This window comes from Achromobacter sp. ACRQX, from assembly GCF_022346505.1.
In the GTDB taxonomy this organism is placed as follows: domain Bacteria; phylum Pseudomonadota; class Gammaproteobacteria; order Burkholderiales; family Burkholderiaceae_B; genus Achromobacter; species Achromobacter animicus.
This window is the reverse complement of the sequence record NZ_JAKRML010000014.1, coordinates 25,279-45,597: the sequence shown is the minus strand read 5'-3', so window position 1 is coordinate 45,597 and position 20,319 is coordinate 25,279. Positions and strand designations below refer to the sequence as shown.

General features: G+C 65.4%; 18 protein-coding genes. 6 read left to right on the top strand and 12 right to left on the bottom strand.

Translation table 11 applies throughout. The features are described from left to right. Positions 1-2: 2 nt before the first annotated feature. The 12 genes from MHZ91_RS14490 to MHZ91_RS14435 form a co-directional block, all read right to left on the bottom strand. Positions 3-1,130 carry an MBOAT family O-acyltransferase gene (locus tag MHZ91_RS14490; protein WP_175126234.1) on the bottom strand — a complete coding sequence of 376 codons (1,128 nt, stop codon included), beginning with the start codon at positions 1,128-1,130 and terminating at the stop codon, positions 3-5. Between the two features lie 7 nt (positions 1,131-1,137). Then, the gene (locus MHZ91_RS14485; protein WP_175126235.1) at positions 1,138-1,311 is read right to left on the bottom strand and encodes a hypothetical protein; all 174 of its coding nucleotides are present in this window, start codon (positions 1,309-1,311) and stop codon (positions 1,138-1,140) included. After that, on the bottom strand, positions 1,308-2,495 hold the full coding sequence (locus tag MHZ91_RS14480) for a D-alanyl-lipoteichoic acid biosynthesis protein DltD (protein ID WP_175126236.1): 1,188 nt from the start codon (positions 2,493-2,495) through the stop codon (positions 1,308-1,310). The genes MHZ91_RS14485 and MHZ91_RS14480 overlap by 4 nt, the downstream gene beginning before the upstream one ends. After that, positions 2,473-2,712, bottom strand: coding sequence for an acyl carrier protein (locus MHZ91_RS14475; RefSeq protein ID WP_008159625.1), 240 nt, complete (start codon positions 2,710-2,712; stop codon positions 2,473-2,475). Before MHZ91_RS14475 ends, MHZ91_RS14480 begins: the two co-directional genes overlap by 23 nt. 328 nt (positions 2,713-3,040) lie before the next feature. Further along, entirely contained in the window at positions 3,041-3,544 is a 504-nt protein-coding gene (locus MHZ91_RS14470) for a glycine zipper 2TM domain-containing protein (protein WP_175126237.1), read from the bottom strand. A 205-nt stretch (positions 3,545-3,749) separates the two neighbouring features. Next, positions 3,750-4,691 carry a carbohydrate kinase family protein gene (locus MHZ91_RS14465; protein WP_175126238.1) on the bottom strand — a complete coding sequence of 314 codons (942 nt, stop codon included), beginning with the start codon at positions 4,689-4,691 and terminating at the stop codon, positions 3,750-3,752. 12 nt (positions 4,692-4,703) lie between these two features. Next, entirely contained in the window at positions 4,704-6,218 is a 1,515-nt protein-coding gene (locus MHZ91_RS14460; RefSeq protein WP_239214259.1) for a DUF3426 domain-containing protein, read from the bottom strand. A 24-nt stretch (positions 6,219-6,242) separates the two neighbouring features. Further along, on the bottom strand, positions 6,243-7,172 hold the full coding sequence (gene prmA / locus MHZ91_RS14455) for a 50S ribosomal protein L11 methyltransferase (RefSeq protein ID WP_175186482.1): 930 nt from the start codon (positions 7,170-7,172) through the stop codon (positions 6,243-6,245). A gap of 110 nt (positions 7,173-7,282) precedes the next feature. Next, on the bottom strand, positions 7,283-8,629 hold the full coding sequence (gene accC / locus MHZ91_RS14450; RefSeq protein ID WP_175126241.1) for an acetyl-CoA carboxylase biotin carboxylase subunit: 1,347 nt from the start codon (positions 8,627-8,629) through the stop codon (positions 7,283-7,285). A 9-nt stretch (positions 8,630-8,638) separates the two neighbouring features. Next, positions 8,639-9,094, bottom strand: coding sequence for an acetyl-CoA carboxylase biotin carboxyl carrier protein (accB, locus tag MHZ91_RS14445; protein WP_191578217.1), 456 nt, complete (start codon positions 9,092-9,094; stop codon positions 8,639-8,641). Positions 9,095-9,182: 88 nt separating this feature from the next. After that, entirely contained in the window at positions 9,183-9,617 is a 435-nt protein-coding gene (gene aroQ, locus MHZ91_RS14440) for a type II 3-dehydroquinate dehydratase (protein WP_239214257.1), read from the bottom strand. An 89-nt stretch (positions 9,618-9,706) separates the two neighbouring features. Beyond that, the gene (locus MHZ91_RS14435; protein WP_175186480.1) at positions 9,707-10,240 is read right to left on the bottom strand and encodes a TlpA disulfide reductase family protein; all 534 of its coding nucleotides are present in this window, start codon (positions 10,238-10,240) and stop codon (positions 9,707-9,709) included. Between the two features lie 97 nt (positions 10,241-10,337). On the opposite strand from MHZ91_RS14435, the gene mpl reads away from it, so the two are divergent. The 6 genes from mpl (at position 10,338) to MHZ91_RS14405 (ending at position 20,201) form a co-directional block, all read left to right on the top strand. Beyond that, entirely contained in the window at positions 10,338-11,708 is a 1,371-nt protein-coding gene (mpl, locus tag MHZ91_RS14430; protein ID WP_239214255.1) for a UDP-N-acetylmuramate:L-alanyl-gamma-D-glutamyl-meso-diaminopimelate ligase, read from the top strand. Between the two features lie 132 nt (positions 11,709-11,840). Then, positions 11,841-12,440 (top strand): YqiA/YcfP family alpha/beta fold hydrolase, encoded by a 600-nt coding sequence (locus MHZ91_RS14425; RefSeq protein ID WP_175186478.1) that lies wholly within the window; start codon positions 11,841-11,843, stop codon positions 12,438-12,440. A 75-nt stretch (positions 12,441-12,515) separates the two neighbouring features. Further along, the gene (locus MHZ91_RS14420; RefSeq protein ID WP_218342191.1) at positions 12,516-14,417 is read left to right on the top strand and encodes a ribonuclease catalytic domain-containing protein; all 1,902 of its coding nucleotides are present in this window, start codon (positions 12,516-12,518) and stop codon (positions 14,415-14,417) included. A 1,257-nt stretch (positions 14,418-15,674) separates the two neighbouring features. Then, positions 15,675-16,346, top strand: coding sequence for a response regulator transcription factor (locus tag MHZ91_RS14415; RefSeq protein ID WP_239214253.1), 672 nt, complete (start codon positions 15,675-15,677; stop codon positions 16,344-16,346). Then, positions 16,333-18,903 (top strand): extracellular solute-binding protein, encoded by a 2,571-nt coding sequence (locus MHZ91_RS14410; protein ID WP_239214250.1) that lies wholly within the window; start codon positions 16,333-16,335, stop codon positions 18,901-18,903. The genes MHZ91_RS14415 and MHZ91_RS14410 overlap by 14 nt, the downstream gene beginning before the upstream one ends. Positions 18,904-19,103: 200 nt before the next feature. Continuing rightward, complete coding sequence (locus MHZ91_RS14405; protein WP_217467873.1) at positions 19,104-20,201, top strand: ABC transporter substrate-binding protein; 1,098 nt, start codon at positions 19,104-19,106, stop codon at positions 20,199-20,201. Positions 20,202-20,319: the final 118 nt, after the last annotated feature.

Genomic DNA, 20,319 nt, shown 5'->3' with positions numbered 1-20,319 from the left:
CGTTAGATGGGACTGCGGCCGCTGAACACGTACAGCGCCAGCGCGGCCAGAATCAGGGTGAGCACGCGCCCCAGAAAGCGCATGACGGGCTTGGCCAGCAGCGCCTGCAGACCGGGCCGCGTGCGCGCGGCGTTGATCAGCAGGTTGTGGCCCACTGAATACGCGCCGAACATCAGGCCGCTGACGATGTAGTGCAGCGACAGGCCGTTCCACACGCCCATCGCCAGCAGCGTCGCGAAGATGCCGATGTTCTGCGCCGCAAGGCGATGGCGGCCGAAGAAGCTGGTCTTGCTCAACGCCTTGTAAATCGGCATGAACACGACATCGCGCAGCCATTCGGACAGGCTGATGTGCCAGCGCCGCCAGAAATCCTGCGGGTTCAGCGTGGCCAGCGGATTGCGGAAGTTGATCGGCAGCGTGAAACCGAACAGCATGCCGATCCCGATCGCCATGGTCGAGTAGCCGGCAAAGTCGAAGAACAGGTAGGCGCTGTAGAGCGAGGCATTCAGCGCCACGCCGGTGAACGAATAGTCGTGCGCGTCCAGCGTGGCCAGCCCGTAACGCCAGATGAGCTCGGCAAGGCCAAACTTCTGGATCACGCCCACCATGATGAGTTCCAGCCCGGTCAGCCAGGTGTTCAGGTTGACGCCTTCGTAGCCGCGCTTCAGATCGGCCTGGAAGGCGCGCCAGCGGTACATGGGACCGGCCAGCAGCGTCAGCGGGAAGAACAGGTAGATGAAGTAATCCAGCGGCGAGACGCGCTCGTTGCGCGGCGCGAACAGCAGCACGTCGATGGCGCGGAAGGTGGCGAAGGACAACCCGAGCATGGCGCCCAGGTGCGATACGCCGGTTTTGACCAGCAGCAACGGCGTCATCGTGATGATCACCGCCAGCCAGGTCGGGATGTAGTTGCGGCGCATGGCCCACAGCGCGGCGCCGGAGATGGCGAAGAGCGCGATGGGCTGGTACGGCCGCGCCCAGAACACCGCCATCCAGACGCCCAGGCAGATGACGCCGATGATGTGGCGATAGCCAATGCGCAGCGGCATGCCGGACGATCGGTAGGCGACCAGGCCGAGGCCGCCGAACAGGGCGCCGCCGAAGAAGCTCAAGCTTGCGAAGAGTTCCATGGTGCGCTCAGAACTGCTGGTATTGGAATTCGACCTTGATCGGTCCGCCGCTGCCCGTCGTGGGCTGCGCCTGCAGCACGAACACGAGGATCACGCCCACGTACAAGCACAGGTGCCAGAAGAAGCGGCGCGCCCAGGCCACGCCCGCATTACGGGCTTCGTCTTTACGAAAGAGTTTCATCGGGAAAAATACTCCGCAATGCCTTGATCGGCCATGGCCCAGCCAAGTTCGGCCAGGTGCATGTCATCGCGCAGCATGCCCGGCTCGAAAGGAATGCTGTAAAGATCCAGGCACCCCATTTGGTACCGCGTGCACATGCCGGTGATGGCGGCCACCACGGGGTCGAATCGTTCGACGTCCAGGATGAGCTTGGGGTTGAACGGCTGGATGACGAAGTACGCCTTGACCTTGCGCTTTTGCAGCAGCGCCATCACACGTGAGAGGTCGCCCAGCTCGGTGCGGGTGATGGGATCGACGTCCGCGAATTCATTGCGCGCGGGCGAGTACAGCGGCGCGAGGTACTGCTGGTAGTAGTCGTCGCGCACATCGTAGGGGTTGTTGCCGCCCAGGTTGTGTTCGACGACGCGCGCTTCGTGCGTGATCCGCGACCACTGTCCGGCATTCAGGCGGGCGGACATCGGCCAGGACACGTAGCGGTGCGCGGGCACGGACAGCTTGGTGCGCGGCTTGTCGGGCGCCGGTTCCTGGCGCGCATGCCACCACAGCGCCAGCTTGTCTTTCAGCTCGGACACCTGACCATTGGCGATGAGCCACAGCAACCCCCAGTTCGCGTTGTCGCTGATCCAGTTCTGCATCTGCTCGCGCGTACTGGGCTGGTCCCACAACCGGTCCCAGACCGGTCCCGTGACGTGCTCGGCAAACGCGCTGCGCGGCAGCTGCCCGCCCGACGCGAACCAGGCCGGCGACAGCATGATGACCAGGCGCGTGTTGGGCGTGAGCGAATCAGATACCGATTCCAGCACGCTGACGATGCCATACGACTGGAACATCGCGTGGCCGTATGCGAGCGTCGGCACCTTCAGCTCTTCGGGAAAGAAGCGGTAGGGAACGAAGCGCAGGTCGTGGCTGGACAGCTCGGAAGAGCCCAGCACCACCAGCGTGCCGTCGCTGAGTGCGTTGCCCAGACGGTTCAGGTTGACGTGCTGGGTGCCCCAGTCCGGCCCGAGGTTGGGCAGGTAGTTGCTCTTGTCGGCCGCGATGGCCGAGGGCGATGACGACGGATTGACGACGCGGCTGAGCAGATCGTCCGCCCCGCAATACGCCCCTACCGCCAACGCTACCGCCGTCGCTGCCGCCGCGACGTGCGACAGGAACCGGGTATTACGAAGTATGGGCAGCGACATAGCCGGCAAGCACGCGGACCGACTGAAGGTGCTCTGCGATTTCGGGAGCCGGGATACTGCAGCCGTACTCGGACTCGACCGCCAGCGTGATGTCCACGGCGGCGAGCGAATCGACCAGGCCGGTGGCAATCAGTTGCGTGTCGGGGGTGACTTTCTTCATGACGATCGACTCGACGATCTCGCCGATCTTGGTGTGGAGTTCTTGCTCGGTATGCATAGGTATTGCAGCGTAACGTTGCCTGTTCGGCAAACCATCCCCCGCCCCGGGATTCAGGCGACGAGGATACAGAAAACAGCTGAAACCAAACTGAAAAATTCCAGCCAGCAAGCGGGGCTTCCGGAAGCACGTGGTTACATTAAATCCGGACTGCCGCGCCGTCGCAATCATTGCACTTCGGCCGTCGAATCGCCATGAAACTTATGGAGGAAATGGCGAGAAAACGCTTGGAAAGGTAACGTTCGCGGGTAAATCCCGGGGGACTGCGTTGCGGGCGAGCGACAAAAAAGCCCGCTTGCGCGGGCTTTTTGATTGCGGGCTGGGCCGATTACATCGGCGTGACGCGGGTCGGACCGGCGCCGCTGATCACCTGGACGCGCTGGCCCACGCTGATGGGCACGTCGGCTTCCTGGGCGACCACGCGGGTCTCGCCGTTATCCAGGCGCACCGTGATCTCCAGGCCGGAGTTCTTCTGTGCGCGGTTTTCGACGGCGTTGCCCGCCAGCGCGCCAAGGATGACGCCGCCGACCGTGGCGATAGTGCGGCCCGTGCCGCCACCGATCGCGTTGCCGGCCACGCCGCCCAATGCACCGCCGGCCACCATGCCGACGCCGCTGGACTTGTCGTTCTGGATGACGATCGGACGCACGCCGGTGACCGTTCCGTTACGGACGATCTGTTCGCGCTGCGCTTGATCGTAGCTGTACACGCCGCTGGAGGCGCTGGGGTTTGCGCAACCGCCAAGCACTGCCATCGACGTCACCACAGCCGCGACAGCCAGCCAACGGCCGGTACGCGGCGTCACCAGGGAAAAAGACTTTATATGATTCATTTGGACTCCTCATTCGGGCACGACCGACGGTGACTGATGATACTCCGCCCGCAACGCCCGGCAAGCGCACCCGCAACAGACTGAAACGCTCCGCCAGAAGCTGCAAACTCAGGCGCGAAACAACGGGCTACAGCCCGTTGCCATTGAATATGCGCTGTCTTTCGACCTGTGTGCGAGGTGTCGGTTCCCGGGGAGTCCTGGCCGATCAGGCAGGCAGATGGATGCCGTAGGTGGCGTGCAGCACGGCGTCGATCTCGGCACGCGTCGGCACATGGTTCTGCGGGCCGCGCGAAGCGATCTTGATGGCGCCCATGACATTGCCCAGGCGGCAGCTGTCTTCCCAGCTCCAGCCGCTGGTCAGGCCATACAGCAGACCACCGCGCTGCGCGTCGCCGCAGCCGGTGGGATCCACCACCTGCGAGGCGCGCACGGGTTCGATCTGGATGGTCTTGCCTTCGGTGTGCAGGGTGGCGCCTTCGGCGCCACGCGTCACGACCACCGCCTGCAGCGTGCGCGCAATGTCCGCGACGCTGCGGCCGGTACGCTGCTCGACCACGCCGGCTTCGTAGTCGTTGACCGTGAGGGCCTGCGCCAGCTTGAGCATGCGCTCGAGGTCGGCGCCGTCAAACAGCGGCATTGCCTGGCCCAGGTCGAAGATGAAGGGGATGCCGCGCTTGTGCAGGCGTTCGGCGTGGGCAAACATGCCTTCTTTCGCGTCCGGTGCAACGATCGCCCAGGCGGCGTCGGCGTCGCTCAGGTCGTTTTGCGCGGCAAACGACATGGCGCCCGGGTGGAAGGCGGTGATCTGGTTGTCGTCCAGGTCGGTCGTGATGAAGCACTGTGCGGTGAACGTGTCGGGAATGACCTTGACGCGGCTGACGTCGATGCCCAGGCCCGACAGCCGCTGCATGTATTCGCCGGCGTCTTCACCGATGGTGGCCACCGGCACCGGCGCGCCGCCCAGCAGGTTCATGTTGTAGGCGATGTTGCCCGAGCAGCCGCCAAATTCCTTGCGCATGCTGGGCACCAGGAACGACACGCTCAGCGACTGGATGCGGTCGGCAAGAATGTGTTCCTTGAAGCGGCCTTCAAACACCGCGATGGTGTCGAATGCCATCGAACCGCAGACCAGAACAGGAGTTGCCATGCTTGTCATCCTTTACGGGAAAAACTTGTCGAGTTGGTAGCCATTGACCTGAACGCCGGTCACTTCAATGGGGACTGAAATCTTCAATGCACCCTGGGGACCGAACGGTCCCTTCAACTGCTCGGGCGTGAGGTAATTCTCGGGCATCAGCACCTTGCGCACGACCACCGTATCCGACAGGTCGTTCAGTTCAAGCACCAGCGCCGGCCAATGCTGCGGCTTGTCGTAGCGGTTGTGCAGCATCACGGTCAGCACCAGGCGGGTGCGGCCGTCATCGATGGCGGCGGCGCCCTTGGGCGGCTGCAACGACGACGACGAAATGCTGATGAGATCGCGGCGGCGCGCGTAGCCGACCGTGCAGTCCAGCGGTTTGCAGGCGGCCTCCAGGACCGGCCGCAGCGCCGGCACGGAATTGGCGATATCGGTGCGGTATGCGTAGAGCAGTTGCAGGGCAAGCACGATCAGGCCGATGAGGCAGGCGTAGGCCCACAGCTTGCGCACCAGGCCGCTGCGCTCGATCCGGTCCTGGTCCAGGAACTCGGGTGGCGCACGGCCCACGTCGGTGGCGCTGGAATAACGCGTGCGCGTGTCGCCCAGCACCGGTTCGTGGGCGGAGTGGTCGAGGTCGTCTTCGTCCTCGTATTCGTCGTCGCGCTCGATGTCGCGGACATCGTCGCGATGCTGGTCGCGAAAGTCGTCGGCGATGTCGTGGCGAGGATCTTGGCGGGGGCCTTGGCGCGGGTCGTGGCGAACATCATGGCGCGGATCACTGCGCACGTCGCTACGCGGCTGCCCGGCGCGCCAGTCCAGCGTTGGCTCGCCGGACCGGCTGGCGACGATGGGTTCGTTGCGAAACACGGGGGGCCGCGGCGCGGGCGCGGTGCGGGGCTCCGGCTCGCGCAGGAATGGTTCGCCGTCATCGTCGAGGTCGTCGTCTTCGGCGTGGTCATCCGGCATGGCCGCTTCCGACTCGGCGCGCTTGCGGATGTCGTCGCGGCCGCGCAGCACGGCGGGCGGAATCGAAGGCGCCGTCGGAATCGGAGGGGCGGGCGGCGCCTCGGGCTCGTCTTCCCAGGGCAGAATCACACGCGGCTCAACCGGCACGGCGGGCGTTGCGCGGGGCGGCACGATGGCGGGCGGCGGCACATGCGGCGGCACATGCGGCGGAACCGCCGCCGGACGCACCGGGGTGAAGGCGGGGGCAGGCGCCGGAGTGACCGCCGGTGCAGGCGCCGGGGCCGGTGTCGACACCGGCGTAAAGGCCGGTTCCGGAAACGGTGCGGCGGGCGGATGCGGCTCGGGCGCGGCGAGCACGGGCGCGGCCACGGCCGCGGCGGACGATGGCAGCGGCGCCGCGGCCGGCGGTGTGATCGCGACAGGCGCACCCGGCGCGGACACCAGGCACGCACGGCCATCGAAAACGGTCGAGCAGGCGCCGCAACGCACCAGGCCATTGCGGACCCGAAGCTGATCAGGCACCACCTTGAACGAGGTGCCGCACTGCGGGCAGCGGGTGGTCAGAGCCATGAGGCGTGCTCCTGCTGCCGGGACTCAGGGCTTCTTGCCGTGCAGGCAGACCCAGCCGTCGCGCGCACGCCAGACCGACATGGCCAGCCAGGGCGCATAGGCGGCCGCGACCTCCTCGGCCTGGCGTTCCAGCACGCCCGACAGCACCAGGTGGCCACCCGCGGCAACGCGGCCAGCCAGCATGGGGGCCAGCACCTTCAGGGGGTTGGACAGAATGTTGGCGACCACGACTTCGAACGTGCCGTCCGCCAGTCCGTCGGGCAGCATGGCCTGCAGCTCGACCTTGTTGACTTCGGCGTTGAACACCGTGCTCTGCACCGCCTGCGCGTCGATATCGACCGCCTGCGTGGGGCCGGCGCCCAGCTTGCGCGCCGCGATGGCCAGGATGCCGGATCCGCAGCCGTAGTCCAGCAGGGTCGCGCCGGCGGGAAGCTCGGCTTCGAGCCACGCCAGGCACAGGTGTGTCGTCGGGTGGCTGCCGGTGCCGAACGCCAGGCCCGGGTCGAGTTCGATATGAATGGCGCCGTCCTGGTCGGGCAAGGCCGTGTCCAGGCCGGGCACATCGGGATTGTCGCGGTGCCAGCTGGGCACGATCCAGAGACGTTCGGCGATGTGGATCGGGCCGAACTGCGATTGCGTCAGGCGCACCCAGTCGGCGTCCGGCACGTCGCGCAGGCTCCAGCCGTCGAACACCGATGCATCGAGCTCCCCGGTTTGGGCGGCTTCTTCCATGATCTGCGCGGGATCGGCGCCGTCGGGCAGCAAGGCGACGACGAGATTGCGGTCCCATGCCTGGACGTCGGGCTCGGTGCCGGGCTCGCCGAACAACGGGCGCTCGACTTCGGTGCCGAAGTCGGCATCTTCGACGGAGACCGACAGCACGCCGGCTTCGAGCAAGGCGTCCGACAGGGCTTCGGCCTGCGTCTCCGAGCAATGGAGCACGAGTTCACGCATGATTTTTCTCTTCCATCTGGTCAACGGGCCGCGGCATCCGCCGCGGCCCGATCAACCTTAAAACATCAACAAGGTAAAACGCAAAAGGGGCCGTGAGGCCCCAGAGTCGGTCAGGGACGCTGCGCCAACTTGTGTTCCAGATAATGGATGCTGGTGCCGCCTTCGATGAAGCGGGCGTCCTGCAGCATTTCGCGGTGCAGCGGGATGTTGGTGGAAATGCCTTCCACCACCATTTCCGACAGCGCGATGCGCATGCGCGCCAGCGCCTGGTCACGCGTGTCGCCGTACGTGATGACCTTGGCGATCATCGAATCGTAGTTGGGCGGCACGAAGTAGCCATTGAACGCGTGCGAGTCGATACGCACGCCAGGGCCGCCAGGCGTATGCCAGTTCGTGATACGGCCCGGGCTGGGCACGAAACGGAACGGATCTTCGGCGTTGATGCGGCATTCGATCGCATGGCCGCTGAACGTGATGTCACGCTGACGCAGCGTGAACTTCTCGCCGGCGGCGATCAGGATCTGCTGCTGCACCAGATCGATGCCGGTGATCAGCTCGGTGACCGGGTGTTCGACCTGGATGCGGGTGTTCATTTCGATGAAATAGAACTCGCCGTTTTCGTACAGGAACTCGAACGTGCCGGCGCCGCGATAGCCCATCTTGCGGCAGGCGTCGGCACAGCGGTCGCCAATGCGCTCGATCAGGCGGCGGGCAATGCCGGGCGCCGGCGCTTCCTCGATGACCTTCTGGTGGCGGCGCTGCATGGAGCAATCGCGCTCGCCCAGCCAGACCGCGTTGCGGCCGCCGTCGGCCAGCACCTGGATTTCGATATGGCGCGGGTTCTCGAGGAACTTCTCCATATAGACTTCCGGGTTGTTGAACGCGGCGCCTGCTTCGGAACGCGTCATCGTGACGGCATTGAGCAGCGCGGCCTCGGTGTACACCACGCGCATGCCGCGGCCACCGCCGCCGCCTGCTGCCTTGATGATGACCGGATAGCCGACTTCGCGCGCCGTACGCAGGATTTCCTGCGGATCGTCGGGCAACGCGCCTTCCGAGCCCGGCACCACCGGCACGCCGGCTTCGATCATGGCGCGCTTGGCGCTGACCTTGTCGCCCATCAGGCGGATCGTGTCCGGGCGGGGGCCGATGAACACGAAACCGCTCTTCTCGACGCGATCGGCGAAGTCGGCATTTTCGGACAAGAACCCGTAACCCGGGTGGATTGCCTCGGAATCCGTGACTTCGGCGGCCGAGATGATGGCCGGCATGTTCAGGTAGCTTTCACGCGACGGCGCGGGCCCGATGCACACGGATTCATCGGCAAGGCGCACGTACTTGGCTTCGCGGTCGGCCTCGGAGTGCACGACGACGGTCTTGATGCCCAGCTCGCGGCAGGCGCGCTGAATGCGCAGGGCGATTTCGCCCCGATTGGCGATCAGGATTTTTTCGAACATGTTCAGCTATCAGCCAATGACGAACAGGGGTTGACCGTACTCGACGGGCTCACCGTTTTCGACCAGGATTTCTTTGATGACGCCGGCCTTGTCGGCTTCGATTTCATTGAGCAGCTTCATGGCTTCAATGATGCACAGCGGGTCGCCTTCCTTGACGGTGGCGCCCACGTCGATGAACGGGGCGGCGCCCGGGTTCGGCGAACGGTAGAACGTGCCGACCATCGGGGCCTTCACGACGTGGCCTTGAATGACCGGGGCAGCGGGCGCGGCCGGCGCAGCGGCGGGCGCGGCGGCGGCGACGGGCGCGGCGGGCACGCCGGCTTCGGGCTGGTGGTAGGCCACCGGCTGCAGCGTCTGCGAGAACTTGACGATTCTGACCTTGCCTTCGCCTTCGGTGATTTCCAGCTCGGCGATGCCCGATTCAGCCACCAGGTCGATCAGGGTTTTGAGTTTTCGAAGATCCATAGAAGCTGCTTCCCGAGATAGTGTCGGCGTCGTCCCAGCGTCGGGGTTCGCGCCGTATAAGATGTAAAAGCGTTGAATTGATGCGAGATCAGTGCCGCACTGCGTAACGCAGCGCGGCCTCGTAGCCGTCCGCGCCCAGGCCGCTGATCAGGCCCTGCGCCAAGTCGGACAGATAAGAGTGATGCCTGAACGGCTCTCGCTTATACAGATTGGACAAATGTACTTCAATAAATGGGATCGCGACCCCGGCCAGCGCGTCGCGAAGCGCGACACTGGTGTGCGTGTATGCCGCTGCGTTGATGATGATGAAGTCCGTGCCGTCCTGCCGTGCCGCCTGAATGCGGTCAACCAGCGCACCTTCGTGATTGCTTTGCCACGCAGTCAGCGTGGCGCCCAATTCGCCCGCGAGCAGCTCGAGACGCTCATTGATCTGGGTCAGAGTAAGACTGCCGTAGATATGAGGTTCCCGGGTGCCAAGCAGGTTCAGGTTCGGGCCATGCAATACCAGTATGTTTTGCGCCATGCGCGTGCCAAATTGTGGATTGCCAATTGTTGGCAAAACAGCCGATAAACCAGCTTTTTACGCCAATTCCTACTATTTGTCCAACAGACTTACGCCTTCAAACCCGAAAGGGTGCGATCCAGATCGTCGGGTTGGACTTCACCCAATATCTTCCGGTTAATGCTGCCATCTGCGTTGAAAACGATAGTAAAAGGCAGGCCACCGCTAGGATTACCCAGCTTTCGCAGCGTATCGATGGCGCCGGCGCCGATCACCCACAGCGGGTATGAAACCTGTACTTTCTCGGCAAACTTCTGCATGTTAGCGGCAGAATCAACGCCGATGCCAACAAAGCGTACTTGCGGGTATTTTTTCTGCAAAGCGTCGAGCGCGGGCATCTCTTTGACGCACGGCGCGCACCAGGTTGCCCAGAAATTGACCACGATCGGCTGGCCCTTCCAGCCAGCCAGCGAATGCGAGGCGCCATTCAGATCCGGAAGCTGCATCTGCATGAGTCCCGCGACCGGATCGCCCGCGTCAGCCGGCGCGGCATCGTTCTTGGGCTTGCGGCCCATCAGCGTATAGCCGCCCGCGACAGTCGCGGCCACCGCCACGGCGGCGGAAAGAAGTAGGCGTCGATTCATGGCGCGATGATAACCGTTGCGGCCGTTTTACGCCGCAGGCGCGAGGCGCCGGCTTGTCGGGCCGCTATATATACAATGCGGGGCAGGAGATTTATCAATGCACCTGCACATTCTTGGCATCTGCGGCACCTTCATGGGCGGACTGGCGCTGATCGCGCGCGCAGCCGGCCACAAAGTCACGGGTTGCGACGCGGGCGTGTACCCGCCGATGAGCACCCAGCTTTCCGAACAGGGTATCGAACTGATCGAAGGCTTTGGCGCCGAGCAACTGGCGCTCAAGCCTGACCTGTACGTCATCGGCAACGTGGTCAGCCGCGGCAACCCGCTGATGGAAGCCATTCTGGAATCCGGGGCGCGCTATGTGTCCGGACCGCAATGGCTGGGCGACAACATCCTGCCGGGCGCGCACGTGTTGGCAGTGGCAGGCACGCACGGCAAGACCACCACAAGCTCGATGCTGGCGTGGGTGCTGGAAGCCGCAGGCATGGCCCCGAACTTCCTGATCGGCGGCGTGGCGCAGGACCTGCACGTATCTGCCCGCTACGACCCGGCGCGCCGCCCCTTCGTCATCGAAGCGGACGAATACGACACGGCGTTCTTCGACAAGCGCTCCAAATTCGTTCACTACCGCCCGCGCACCGCCATCCTGAACAACCTGGAATACGATCACGCCGACATCTTCCCCGATCTGACGGCGATCGAAACGCAGTTCCACCATCTGGTTCGCACGATCCCCGGCTCGGGCCGTATCGTCCGACCGACGCAATCGGACGCGCTGGACCGCGTGATTGCACGGGGATGCTGGTCGGATACCGTCACGTTCGGTCCGGAAGGGCTGTGGCAGGCGTCGCCACCGGACGCTGACGGCGCGTTCGAGGTCACGCGCGCGGGCGTCCACGCCGGCACCGTCCGCTGGTCGCTCTCCGGCGAACACAACCGCATGAACGCGCTGGCCGCCCTGGCTGCCGCTGAACACGTTGGCGTGCCCGCAGAACAGGGCATCGACGCCCTCACCCGCTTCGGCGGCGTCAAGCGCCGCATGGAGCTGCGCGGCACGGTCAACGGCATCAAGGTCTACGACGACTTCGCTCACCATCCCACCGCCATCGCCACCACGCTGGAAGGTCTGCGCCGTCAGGTTGGATCGGCGCGAATCCTGGCCGTGCTGGAGCCGCGCTCCAACACCATGAAGCTGGGCACCATGGCCGCCAGGCTGCCCGAGGCGCTGGCCGACGCTGACCTGGTGTTCTGCTTTGGCGCCAGCGAGGGCAAGCATGCGCTGGGCTGGAACCCGGCCGAAGTGCTGGCGCCCCTGGGCGGGCGGGCTTCCAGCTACGATGACATCGGCGCGCTCATCGACGCCGTTGCTGGCGCCGCCCGGCCGGGCGACCAGGTGCTGGTGATGAGCAATGGCGGCTTCGGCGGCATCCATGGCAAGCTGCTGGATGCGCTGCAGGCGCGCGGCTGATTCCGCCCGCTTGGCCGTACCCGGCAAAGCGCGCCCTGCCGGACATGCCGGGCTGGCCCTGCCAGACCCGCATGTCCGGAATTCAAGCCCTCAGCCGGCCGCCTCCCGCAACGCACACGGAAACAGCAAACAATGATCCTCTATCTACACGGTTTCCGATCGTCGCCCGATTCATTCAAGGCCCGCCTGATGGCGGACGCCATGGCCGCGCGCGGCCTGACCGATGCGTGGGCCTGCCCGCAACTGCCCGCCAGCCCGCGCCAAGCCATCGACCTGGCGCTGGGCATGGCGCGCGACCGGCTGGCGGACGCCGATTCGCCGCGCGAACTGACTGTCATCGGCTCGTCGCTGGGCGGTTTCTACGCCACCTGGATCGCCGAGCAGCTGGGCTGCAAGGCCGTGCTGCTGAATCCCGCCGTCCACGCCGCGCGCGACCTTGCCACCCAGGTCGGCGAGCACCACATGTATCATTCCGGCGCGCCGTTCGTTTTTTTGCCCGAATATGTGGACGAACTGGCCGCCATCCATGCGCCGCGCATCACGCAGCCCGACCGGTATTTCCTGGTGGCCGCGACCGGCGACGAAGTGCTGGATTGGCGCGAGATGCGCGACCGATACGCCGGCTGCCGCCAGCGCATCGTGCAAGGCAGCGACCACGGCCTGTCCGATTTCGCGGATTGGATGCCCGAAGTGCTTGAATTCGCCCTAGGCGGCAAGCCGGTACGCACCTGATAATCAATATCGACTCTCAACACCCACAAAGCTGCGCAAGGCGGCGCGAGGCCGCCGCCCAGGACGATCCCCACCATGTATGTGTTTTACGAAGATGACGGCAGCTTCAAGGCCGGCAATATCCTGTCCGAGACCGACGCCAGCCTGCAGGTGGAGTCGGAGTCGGGCAAGCGCAGCAAAATCAAGCGCGCCAATACCCTGTTCAACTTCGCCTCGCCGGATCCGGCAGCCCTGATGACCCAGGCGGCCGCCACGGCCGAGACGCTGGATCTGCAATTCCTGTGGGAATGCGCGCCGCAAGAGGAATTCGACTCGCCCGCCCTGGCCGCCGACTACTTCGGCCACGCCCCCACGCCCGTCGAGCAGGCCGCGCTGCTGATGCGCCTGCACGGCGCGCCGGCGTACTTCCACCGCCGCGGCAAGGGCCGCTACCGCCCCGCCCCGCCGGACATCCTGGCCGCCGCGCTCGCCGCGCTGGAAAAGAAGCAGCGCCAGGCCGAACAGCAGCAGGAATGGGTCGACGAAATGGCCGCGGGCCGCCTGCCCGAACCCATCGCGCAGGCCGCCGAATCGCTCCTGATCCGTCCGGACAAGAACTCGCAGCAATGGAAGGCCCTGGACGCCGCGTGCGCCAAGCTGGGCAAGACGCCTGACCGCCTGCTGCTGGAACTGGGCGCCTGGCCGCACGCACTCGCGCTGCACAAGCGCCGCTTCCTGGCCGTCAACTTCCCGCGCGGCCTGGCCTTCCCCGACGTGGAACTGCCGCCCATCGACCGCGAACTGCCGCTGGCCGACGCCGAAATCTATTCCGTGGACGATGTCACCACCACGGAAATCGACGACGCGCTCTCCGTCTCCACGCTGCCCGACGGCCGCGTGCGCGTCGGCGTCCACGTCGCCGCGCCCGGCCTGTCGGTCACCCGCGACAGCGAGCTGGACAAACTGGCCCGCGCCCGCCTGTCCACCGTCTACATGCCCGGCGACAAGATCCCGATGCAGCCGGACAGCGTCATCCAGGCGTTCTCCCTGGACGCCGGCCGCGAAGTGCCCGCGCTATCGCTGTACGTCACCGCCAATCCCGAAACCGGCGAAGTCATCGAATCGGAAACCCGCCTGGAACGCATCGTCGTGCGCGAGAACCTGCGTCACAACATGCTGGACAGCCAGGTCACCGAGGCAAGCCTGTCCGATCCGGACGCCGACCTCCCCTACGGCCACTGGCTGCGCCCGCTCTGGAAGCTGGCGCAGGCCCTGTCCGCGCAACGCGAAAACGTGCGCGGCAAGCCGGAAAACAATTCCCGGGTGGAGTACAGCTTCTACCTGGACGGCAACCCCGACGATCCCGACACGCCCGTGCGCCTCGTCCCGCGCCAGCGCAACGCGCCGCTGGATCGCATGGTGGCCGAATACATGATCCTGGCCAACAACCTGTGGGGCGGCCTCTTGAACCAGCACGGCGTGCCGGGCATCTACCGCTCGCAGCAAGCTGGCCGCGTGCGCATGAGCACGCAGGCGCTGCCCCACGAGGCCATCGGCGTTCCCCAATACGCGTGGAGCACGTCGCCGCTGCGCCGCTACGTCGACCTGGTCAACCAATGGCAACTGATCGCCGCGGTGGAACACGGCGTCTCGGCCCGCCTGATCGCCCCCTTCAAGCCGCGCGACGCAGACCTGTTCGCCATCATCGGCGCCTTCGACGCGCAATACGCGGCCTGGGCCGAGTTCCAGAGCGCAATGGAACGCTACTGGTGCCTGCGCTGGCTGAAGCAGAACGGCGTGACGCGGACGGTGGCGCATGTGCTCCGGGACGATCTGGTGCGGTTTGCGAATGCGCCGTTGGTGACTCGGGTGGGGGGGATGCCGGAGTTTGAACGCGGGACTGCGGTTGAGGTGGATATTCTGGGGATGGATGAGTTGTCTCTGGAGTTGGATTGTCGATTTGTGGGCGAAGTTAAGGGGGAGGCTGCGGCTTCGTAGGTCGCATTCTTCCGATCTTCGTCGGTCGCTTTCTTCGGTTCTTCGTAGGTCGCTTTCTTCAGTTCTTCGTAGGTCGCCCGACGCCGCGGTCACCGGGGAGGCGATCGCCCACGATTGCGGTCCGGAGCCTTCGCTCCGGACTGCCCCGTCGTCATCTTCGTTGTCGCCTTCGGCGACTGCCTTCAGATTCCCTCGGGCGCATCGACGGCGCTCGCCTCCCCGGTGACCGCGACGCCGTGCTGCCAGGGTCTTTGGTTTGCGCGCTACAAGACCCGTGGTCAGGGAAGGAGATCTGCGGGGCCGCCGGGTTGCTGCCGCCCGGACGGCGGCAACCCGGCATCGGGTCCGTGGGGAGTCGTGGCGTGTGCGCTGCGCGCTGGCGGGGATTGGTTTGCTAATGGTTCGCCTCACGGGGGGTGGGGCGGTGATGGGCGGCGCCGCGACGATTCGCCACAACCTGCCGACCTGTTCGCGCCGCCCATCGGGCACTTGAGTTCAAGTGTCGATTAGCAGCGAGCCGTGCTCGCACGAAGGTGTCAGACACCGGAACCAGTCCTACGAATCTGCTGGTGTCTGACACCCGAACCAGTCTTACAAGTCCGCGGGTGTCGGGCACCCGCACAAGCTAGCGCCTTCGCCAAGGGATGGAGTCTGAAACCTGGGAGCGCACTTCGAGCCTGTAGCCAGTCTTCGCTGGTGTCAAAAACCCAAGCGTTACCTACTCGCGAAGCGTCATCATTTCAACGCAAGACGCCGCGTAAGTCTCCGGAGGCCGCCCGCGCGGCCGAACGGAGACGGGCATCGCAAGATGCTTCTGGCCCGAAATGCTCTGCGCAAAAATGCCAAGAAAACTGACCGTCCCGGCGACTAGAAGACTTGAATTGCCAGAGTCCGGTGCGGTGGCGTCCCGGGGTGCGCGGGGCGTCGATAAGCCCGAGGGAATCTGAAGGGAAGGCCGTAGGCCTGGACGAAGATGACGACGGGGCAGTCCGGAGCGAAGGCTCCGGACCGCAATCGTGGCCCCGCGCGCCCCGGGACGCCACCGTGCCGGACGTCTTAAGAACCGAATCCACCGCCGTGCCAGACACCTCAAGAACCGAATCCACCGCCGTGCCAGACACCTCAAGAACCAAAGCCGCCAAAATTCAAGAACCAGCACGCGCCCAAGTCGCAAAACCCCAAACCCGAATCCCAACGCAACGCTAACGATCTCCCCGTTAAACTCCCAACAAAAAAGCAAACGGAGGAGAAGACATCATGCGCATTCTGCTGGTCGAGGACAATCTCGATCTTGGCGATGCCGTTGAGAGCAAGCTGCGTTCGGCAGGTCATAGCGTGCAGTGGGCGCACGACGGCGTGCAGGCCTCGCGATGGGCGCTGGACGAGACCTGGGACGCGCTCGTGCTGGACATCAACTTGCCCGGCAAGGATGGCTTCACGCTCATCCGTGAATTGCGTGCCGCCGGGCTCGACGCGCCCGTGCTCGTCATGACCGCGCGCGCCGAGATCGAGGACAAGATCGACATGCTGGATCTTGGCGCCGATGATTACCTCGTCAAACCCTTTGACCTGCGCGAACTCGAAGCACGGCTGCGTGCCCTGTTGCGGCGGCCTGCGGGGCAGACCACCAGTGTTGCGCATTACGGCAATCTCAGTCTGGACCTGGCAAACAGGCATGTCGAACTGGCCGGCGCCCCGCTCGAACTCGGCCGGCGTGAATTCCGATTGCTTGAGATTCTGGTCGGAAAGCTGGGTCAGACCGTCGCCAAAGAACGCCTCATGAATCAGATCTTCGACCTGGACGACGGCTCGCTCAATGCGCTTGAGTTGCTGATCTCGCGGCTGAGAAAGAAACTGGCCGGCGCGTCCGTGGACATCGTCACCGTGCGGGGCGTCGGGTATCAGGCCCGCAGCCATGAAAATCCCTGAAAGCTTCTCCATCCGGCAACGCGTCTTCACGCTGGGCGCCGTGTTGCTTGCGTGCGCGCTCATCGGGCTGGTGTTCTTCCTGCGCGGCTACGCCCAGCGTGCTGCGGAACAGGCGTTCGATCGCCTGCTCGCCGCCTCCGCGTTGACCATCGCCGGATCGGTTCAGATCGAAGACAACGAAGTCACCGTCGAGCCGCCAGTCTCGTCGCTTGCCATGCTGTCCGGCGGCGAGCGCGTGTTCTACGAGGCGCGCACCTCCAACGGCAGGCTCATCACCGGGTACGGCGACCTTGCGCCCGGCCTGCCGCTCGCGCAGTCCGCCACGCCCGTCTTCACGTACTTGCGGTATCACGACGAACCCATCCGCGTTGCGACCGTCGGCCGCCTCGTGTCCGCCAGCCAGCACGCCGGCTGGGTCACCTTGCGCGTCGCCGAGACGTTGGGGTCGCGCGAGGCGCTGGCCGGTGAAATTCTGCAGCGCAGCGTGTTGCCGCTGCTTGCCGTATCGCTGGTCGCGCTCGGCCTCTTGTGGTTTGGCGTCCAGCGCGCCTTTGCGCCGCTTGCCGTCGTCGAACGCGAATTGCGGCGTCGGGCGCCCGATGATCTGGAGCCGCTGTCCAAGCCCGTGCCGCGCGAGGTGCGGCGGCTCATCGAAGCGCTCAATGGCTTCATGCAGCGCCTGTCCGGCGCCATGGACAGCCTCAACACCCTGGTGGCCGACGCTGCGCACCAAGTTCGCACACCGCTGGCGTCGCTACGCGCGCAGGCCGAGGTCGCCCTGGACGAGACCGATCCGCAGCGATTGCACGCGCGGCTTGAACGCATCCATCTGAACGCCACCCACGCCAGCCAGCTCATCAACCAGTTGCTCATGGACGCCACCATCACCCACCGCATGGGCAAGGGCGCCCGCGCGCTTGTCGGCGTGGCGGAGACTGTCAATGAAACGCGCCGGCGCATTGGACCTCTGGATGCACAGCGGCTGCGCATCGCCATTGCGCCTGAAGTGCGCCGCGCGCGCATCGCAGGGGATCGTGTCGCATTGCGCGAAATGCTGCGCAACCTGGTGGACAACGCCTTGCGTTACGCGCCGGATGGACCCGTTGAGATCCAGGCCATGCCAGTTGCCGGATATCGTGTCGCGCTGACCGTCTCGGATCGTGGGCCTGGCGTGGCCGACGATGAAAAGGAAACCGTACAGCAGCGGTTTTCGCGCGGCCGTGCGGGGGAATCGCTGCCCGGGTCCGGATTGGGACTGGCCATCGTGCGGTCCGTGGCCGTCGCGCATGGCGGCTCGTTGTGGCTGCTCGACCGGCCCGGCGGCGGCCTCACGGCTCGCGTCGTGCTGCCCTTGGCGCGCGGCGGCGCCGGGCGCGCGCTGACCACAGCCGCAGCGGCGTTCTGCACCGCATGCCTGCTGCTCGCTGCGCCGTCCGCTGAGGTCCGCGCGGCAGGCGCGGCTGAGCCGGCGCGGGTCACGTCAGATCCGGTTGCCGCTCCCGCCGCTGCCAAAACTGCCGACACCCTCCGCCCCTCGCAAATCCCAGAAATCATCACCCGCTACCCCGCGCCCCAACCTTCCTCCCGCGTCCTCACCATCGCCGGTCCGACCGACACGCCCGTCGTCGCACCGCTCATCCAGGGCTTCCAGTCCCACCGCCCCGACGTCAGCGTCGTCTACCGCGAAATGGGTAGCCGCGAGCTTTACGAGGCCGCCATCGAAGGGAGTTTGCAGGACGTGGACGTGCTGATGAGTTCGGCATCCGACCTGCAGATCCGGCTGGCCAACGACGGGTACGCGCAAAGCTATGCCTCGCCCTACGCCGCGCGGCTGCCGTCCTGGGCCATCTGGCGGCACGAGGTCTACGGGTTCACGTTCGAGCCCGCGGTCATCGTCTATAACCCCAAGCGTTTTGCCGAGGCGGCCGTGCCGCGCTCGCGCCAGGACCTGCTGCGGCTGCTGGAACAGGACCCCCTGCGTCTGCGCGGACGCATCGGCACCTACGACATTGCCGCCAGCAGCCTGGGCTATCTGCTGGCCGAACAGGACGAACTGGTCTCGTCCAACTTCTGGGGGCTGGCCAACGCCATGGGTCAGGCCGGCGTGCGGCTGGCCGCCACCAGCGCCGAGATCCTGGACGCCATCGAGCGCGACGAACTGGACATCGGCTACAACATCCTCGGCTCGTACGCATTGTCGCGCCAGGCCGCGGGCCGGCCCATCGGCGTGGTGTTTCCGCAGGACTACGTGCTCGTGCTGGCGCGCTCGGTGCTGATCGCGCGTACCGCCCCCAATCCCGATCTGGGACGTGCGCTGGTCGACTGGCTGCTGTCGCCCGCCGGGCAGCAGGTCGCATCCAGCCATGCCGCGCTCGGCTCCATCATGGAAGACACGCCGGGGCGCTGGACCTCCGAAGCGGTGCTCGCGCGGTCGCAGGGCATCGTGCAGCCGGTGGTATTGAGTCCGGCGTTGCTCGTGGGACTGGATCAGCGGCGCCATTCGCGCTTCGTGCAGAACTGGATACGGCTCGTCACCGATACGCCGCAGCGGCCGTAATAGAAACGTGGACCGACCACGAACATAAAAAACGTGGGCGGACCACGGACACGCCCAAGACGTCCCCGCCGCCATGCCCAGGGATTTCCCCTAGACGCTGCCTGCCGCCATGACAGGACGACGACAGACGCGCACTCCTAAGATGGCTGCACGCGGACCCCAGAGTCCGCAACAAGCCAAATCAATCGGAGACATCCCCCATGCTTGCCAAGTCCAAACTGGCGGCCGCCTGCGCCGCCGCATTCGCCATCGCCTCCGGCAGCGCCTTTGCGCAGGCAGTGCCCGCGGGCTACCCGGCCGACTACCAGAAGATCCTGGACGGCGCCAAGAAGGAAGGCAAGGTCGTCATCTATTCGACCACCGACACCAAGGCCGCCGGCCCCATCATCAAGGGCTTCGAAGCCATGTATCCGGGCGTCAAGGTCGAATACAACGACATGAACAGCACCGAGCTCTACAACCGCTACATCAGCGAACAGGCGGCGGGCGGTGGCAGCGGCGACATCGTCTGGAGTTCGTCGATGGACTCGGCCCTGAAGCTGGCCACCGATTACGCGCTGAAGTACCAGTCGCCCGAGGCAGGCAAGCTGCCGGCTTGGGCCAACTGGAAGGATTCGGCCTACGGCACCACCTACGAGCCGGCCGTCTTCATCTACAACAAGCGCCTCATTCCCGCGAATGAAGTGCCCACGACGCACGGCGCGCTGGCCAAGCTGATCGCCAGCCAGCCCGACAAGTTCAAGAACAAGGTCACCACCTACGACATCGAGAAGTCCGCCGTCGGCTTCATGCTGGCCGTGCAGGACAAGGCCAACGATCCCAAGTATTTCGACACCCTCAAGGACATCGCCAAGGGCGGCCTGATCGTGCAGTCGTCCACCGGCACGATGATGGAACGCGTGTCCTCGGGCGAAAACCTGATCGGCTACAACATCCTGGGCTCCTACGCCGAAACGCGCGCCAAGAATGATCCGTCGCTGGGCGTGGCCTATCCCACGGACTACGCGCTGGTGCTGTCGCGCGTCGCGTTCATCAGCAAGAAGGCCAAGAACCGCAACGCCGCCAAGCTGTGGATGGACTACCTGCTGTCGCAGAAGGGCCAGGAGATCATGGCCAATCAGGCTGACCTGGCGTCCGTGCGTGATGACATCGAAGGCGACAACGACGTGGACGGCATGACCAAGAAGCTGGGCGCCTCGCTCAAGCCGATTCCGGTCAACGAAACGCTGCTGGACTACCTGGAGCAGAACAAGCGCCTGGAATTCATCAAGCAATGGCGGGCGGCAGCGGGCAAGTGATGCCCGGGCTCCGGACGGTCACCCGGCCCGGAGCCGCCGCCAACGCAGCGGACGGCGCGCCGTCCGCCTGACCCTGCCCCGGGGCCATCGCCCCGGCGGCGCGGCCACCGCGTCATTT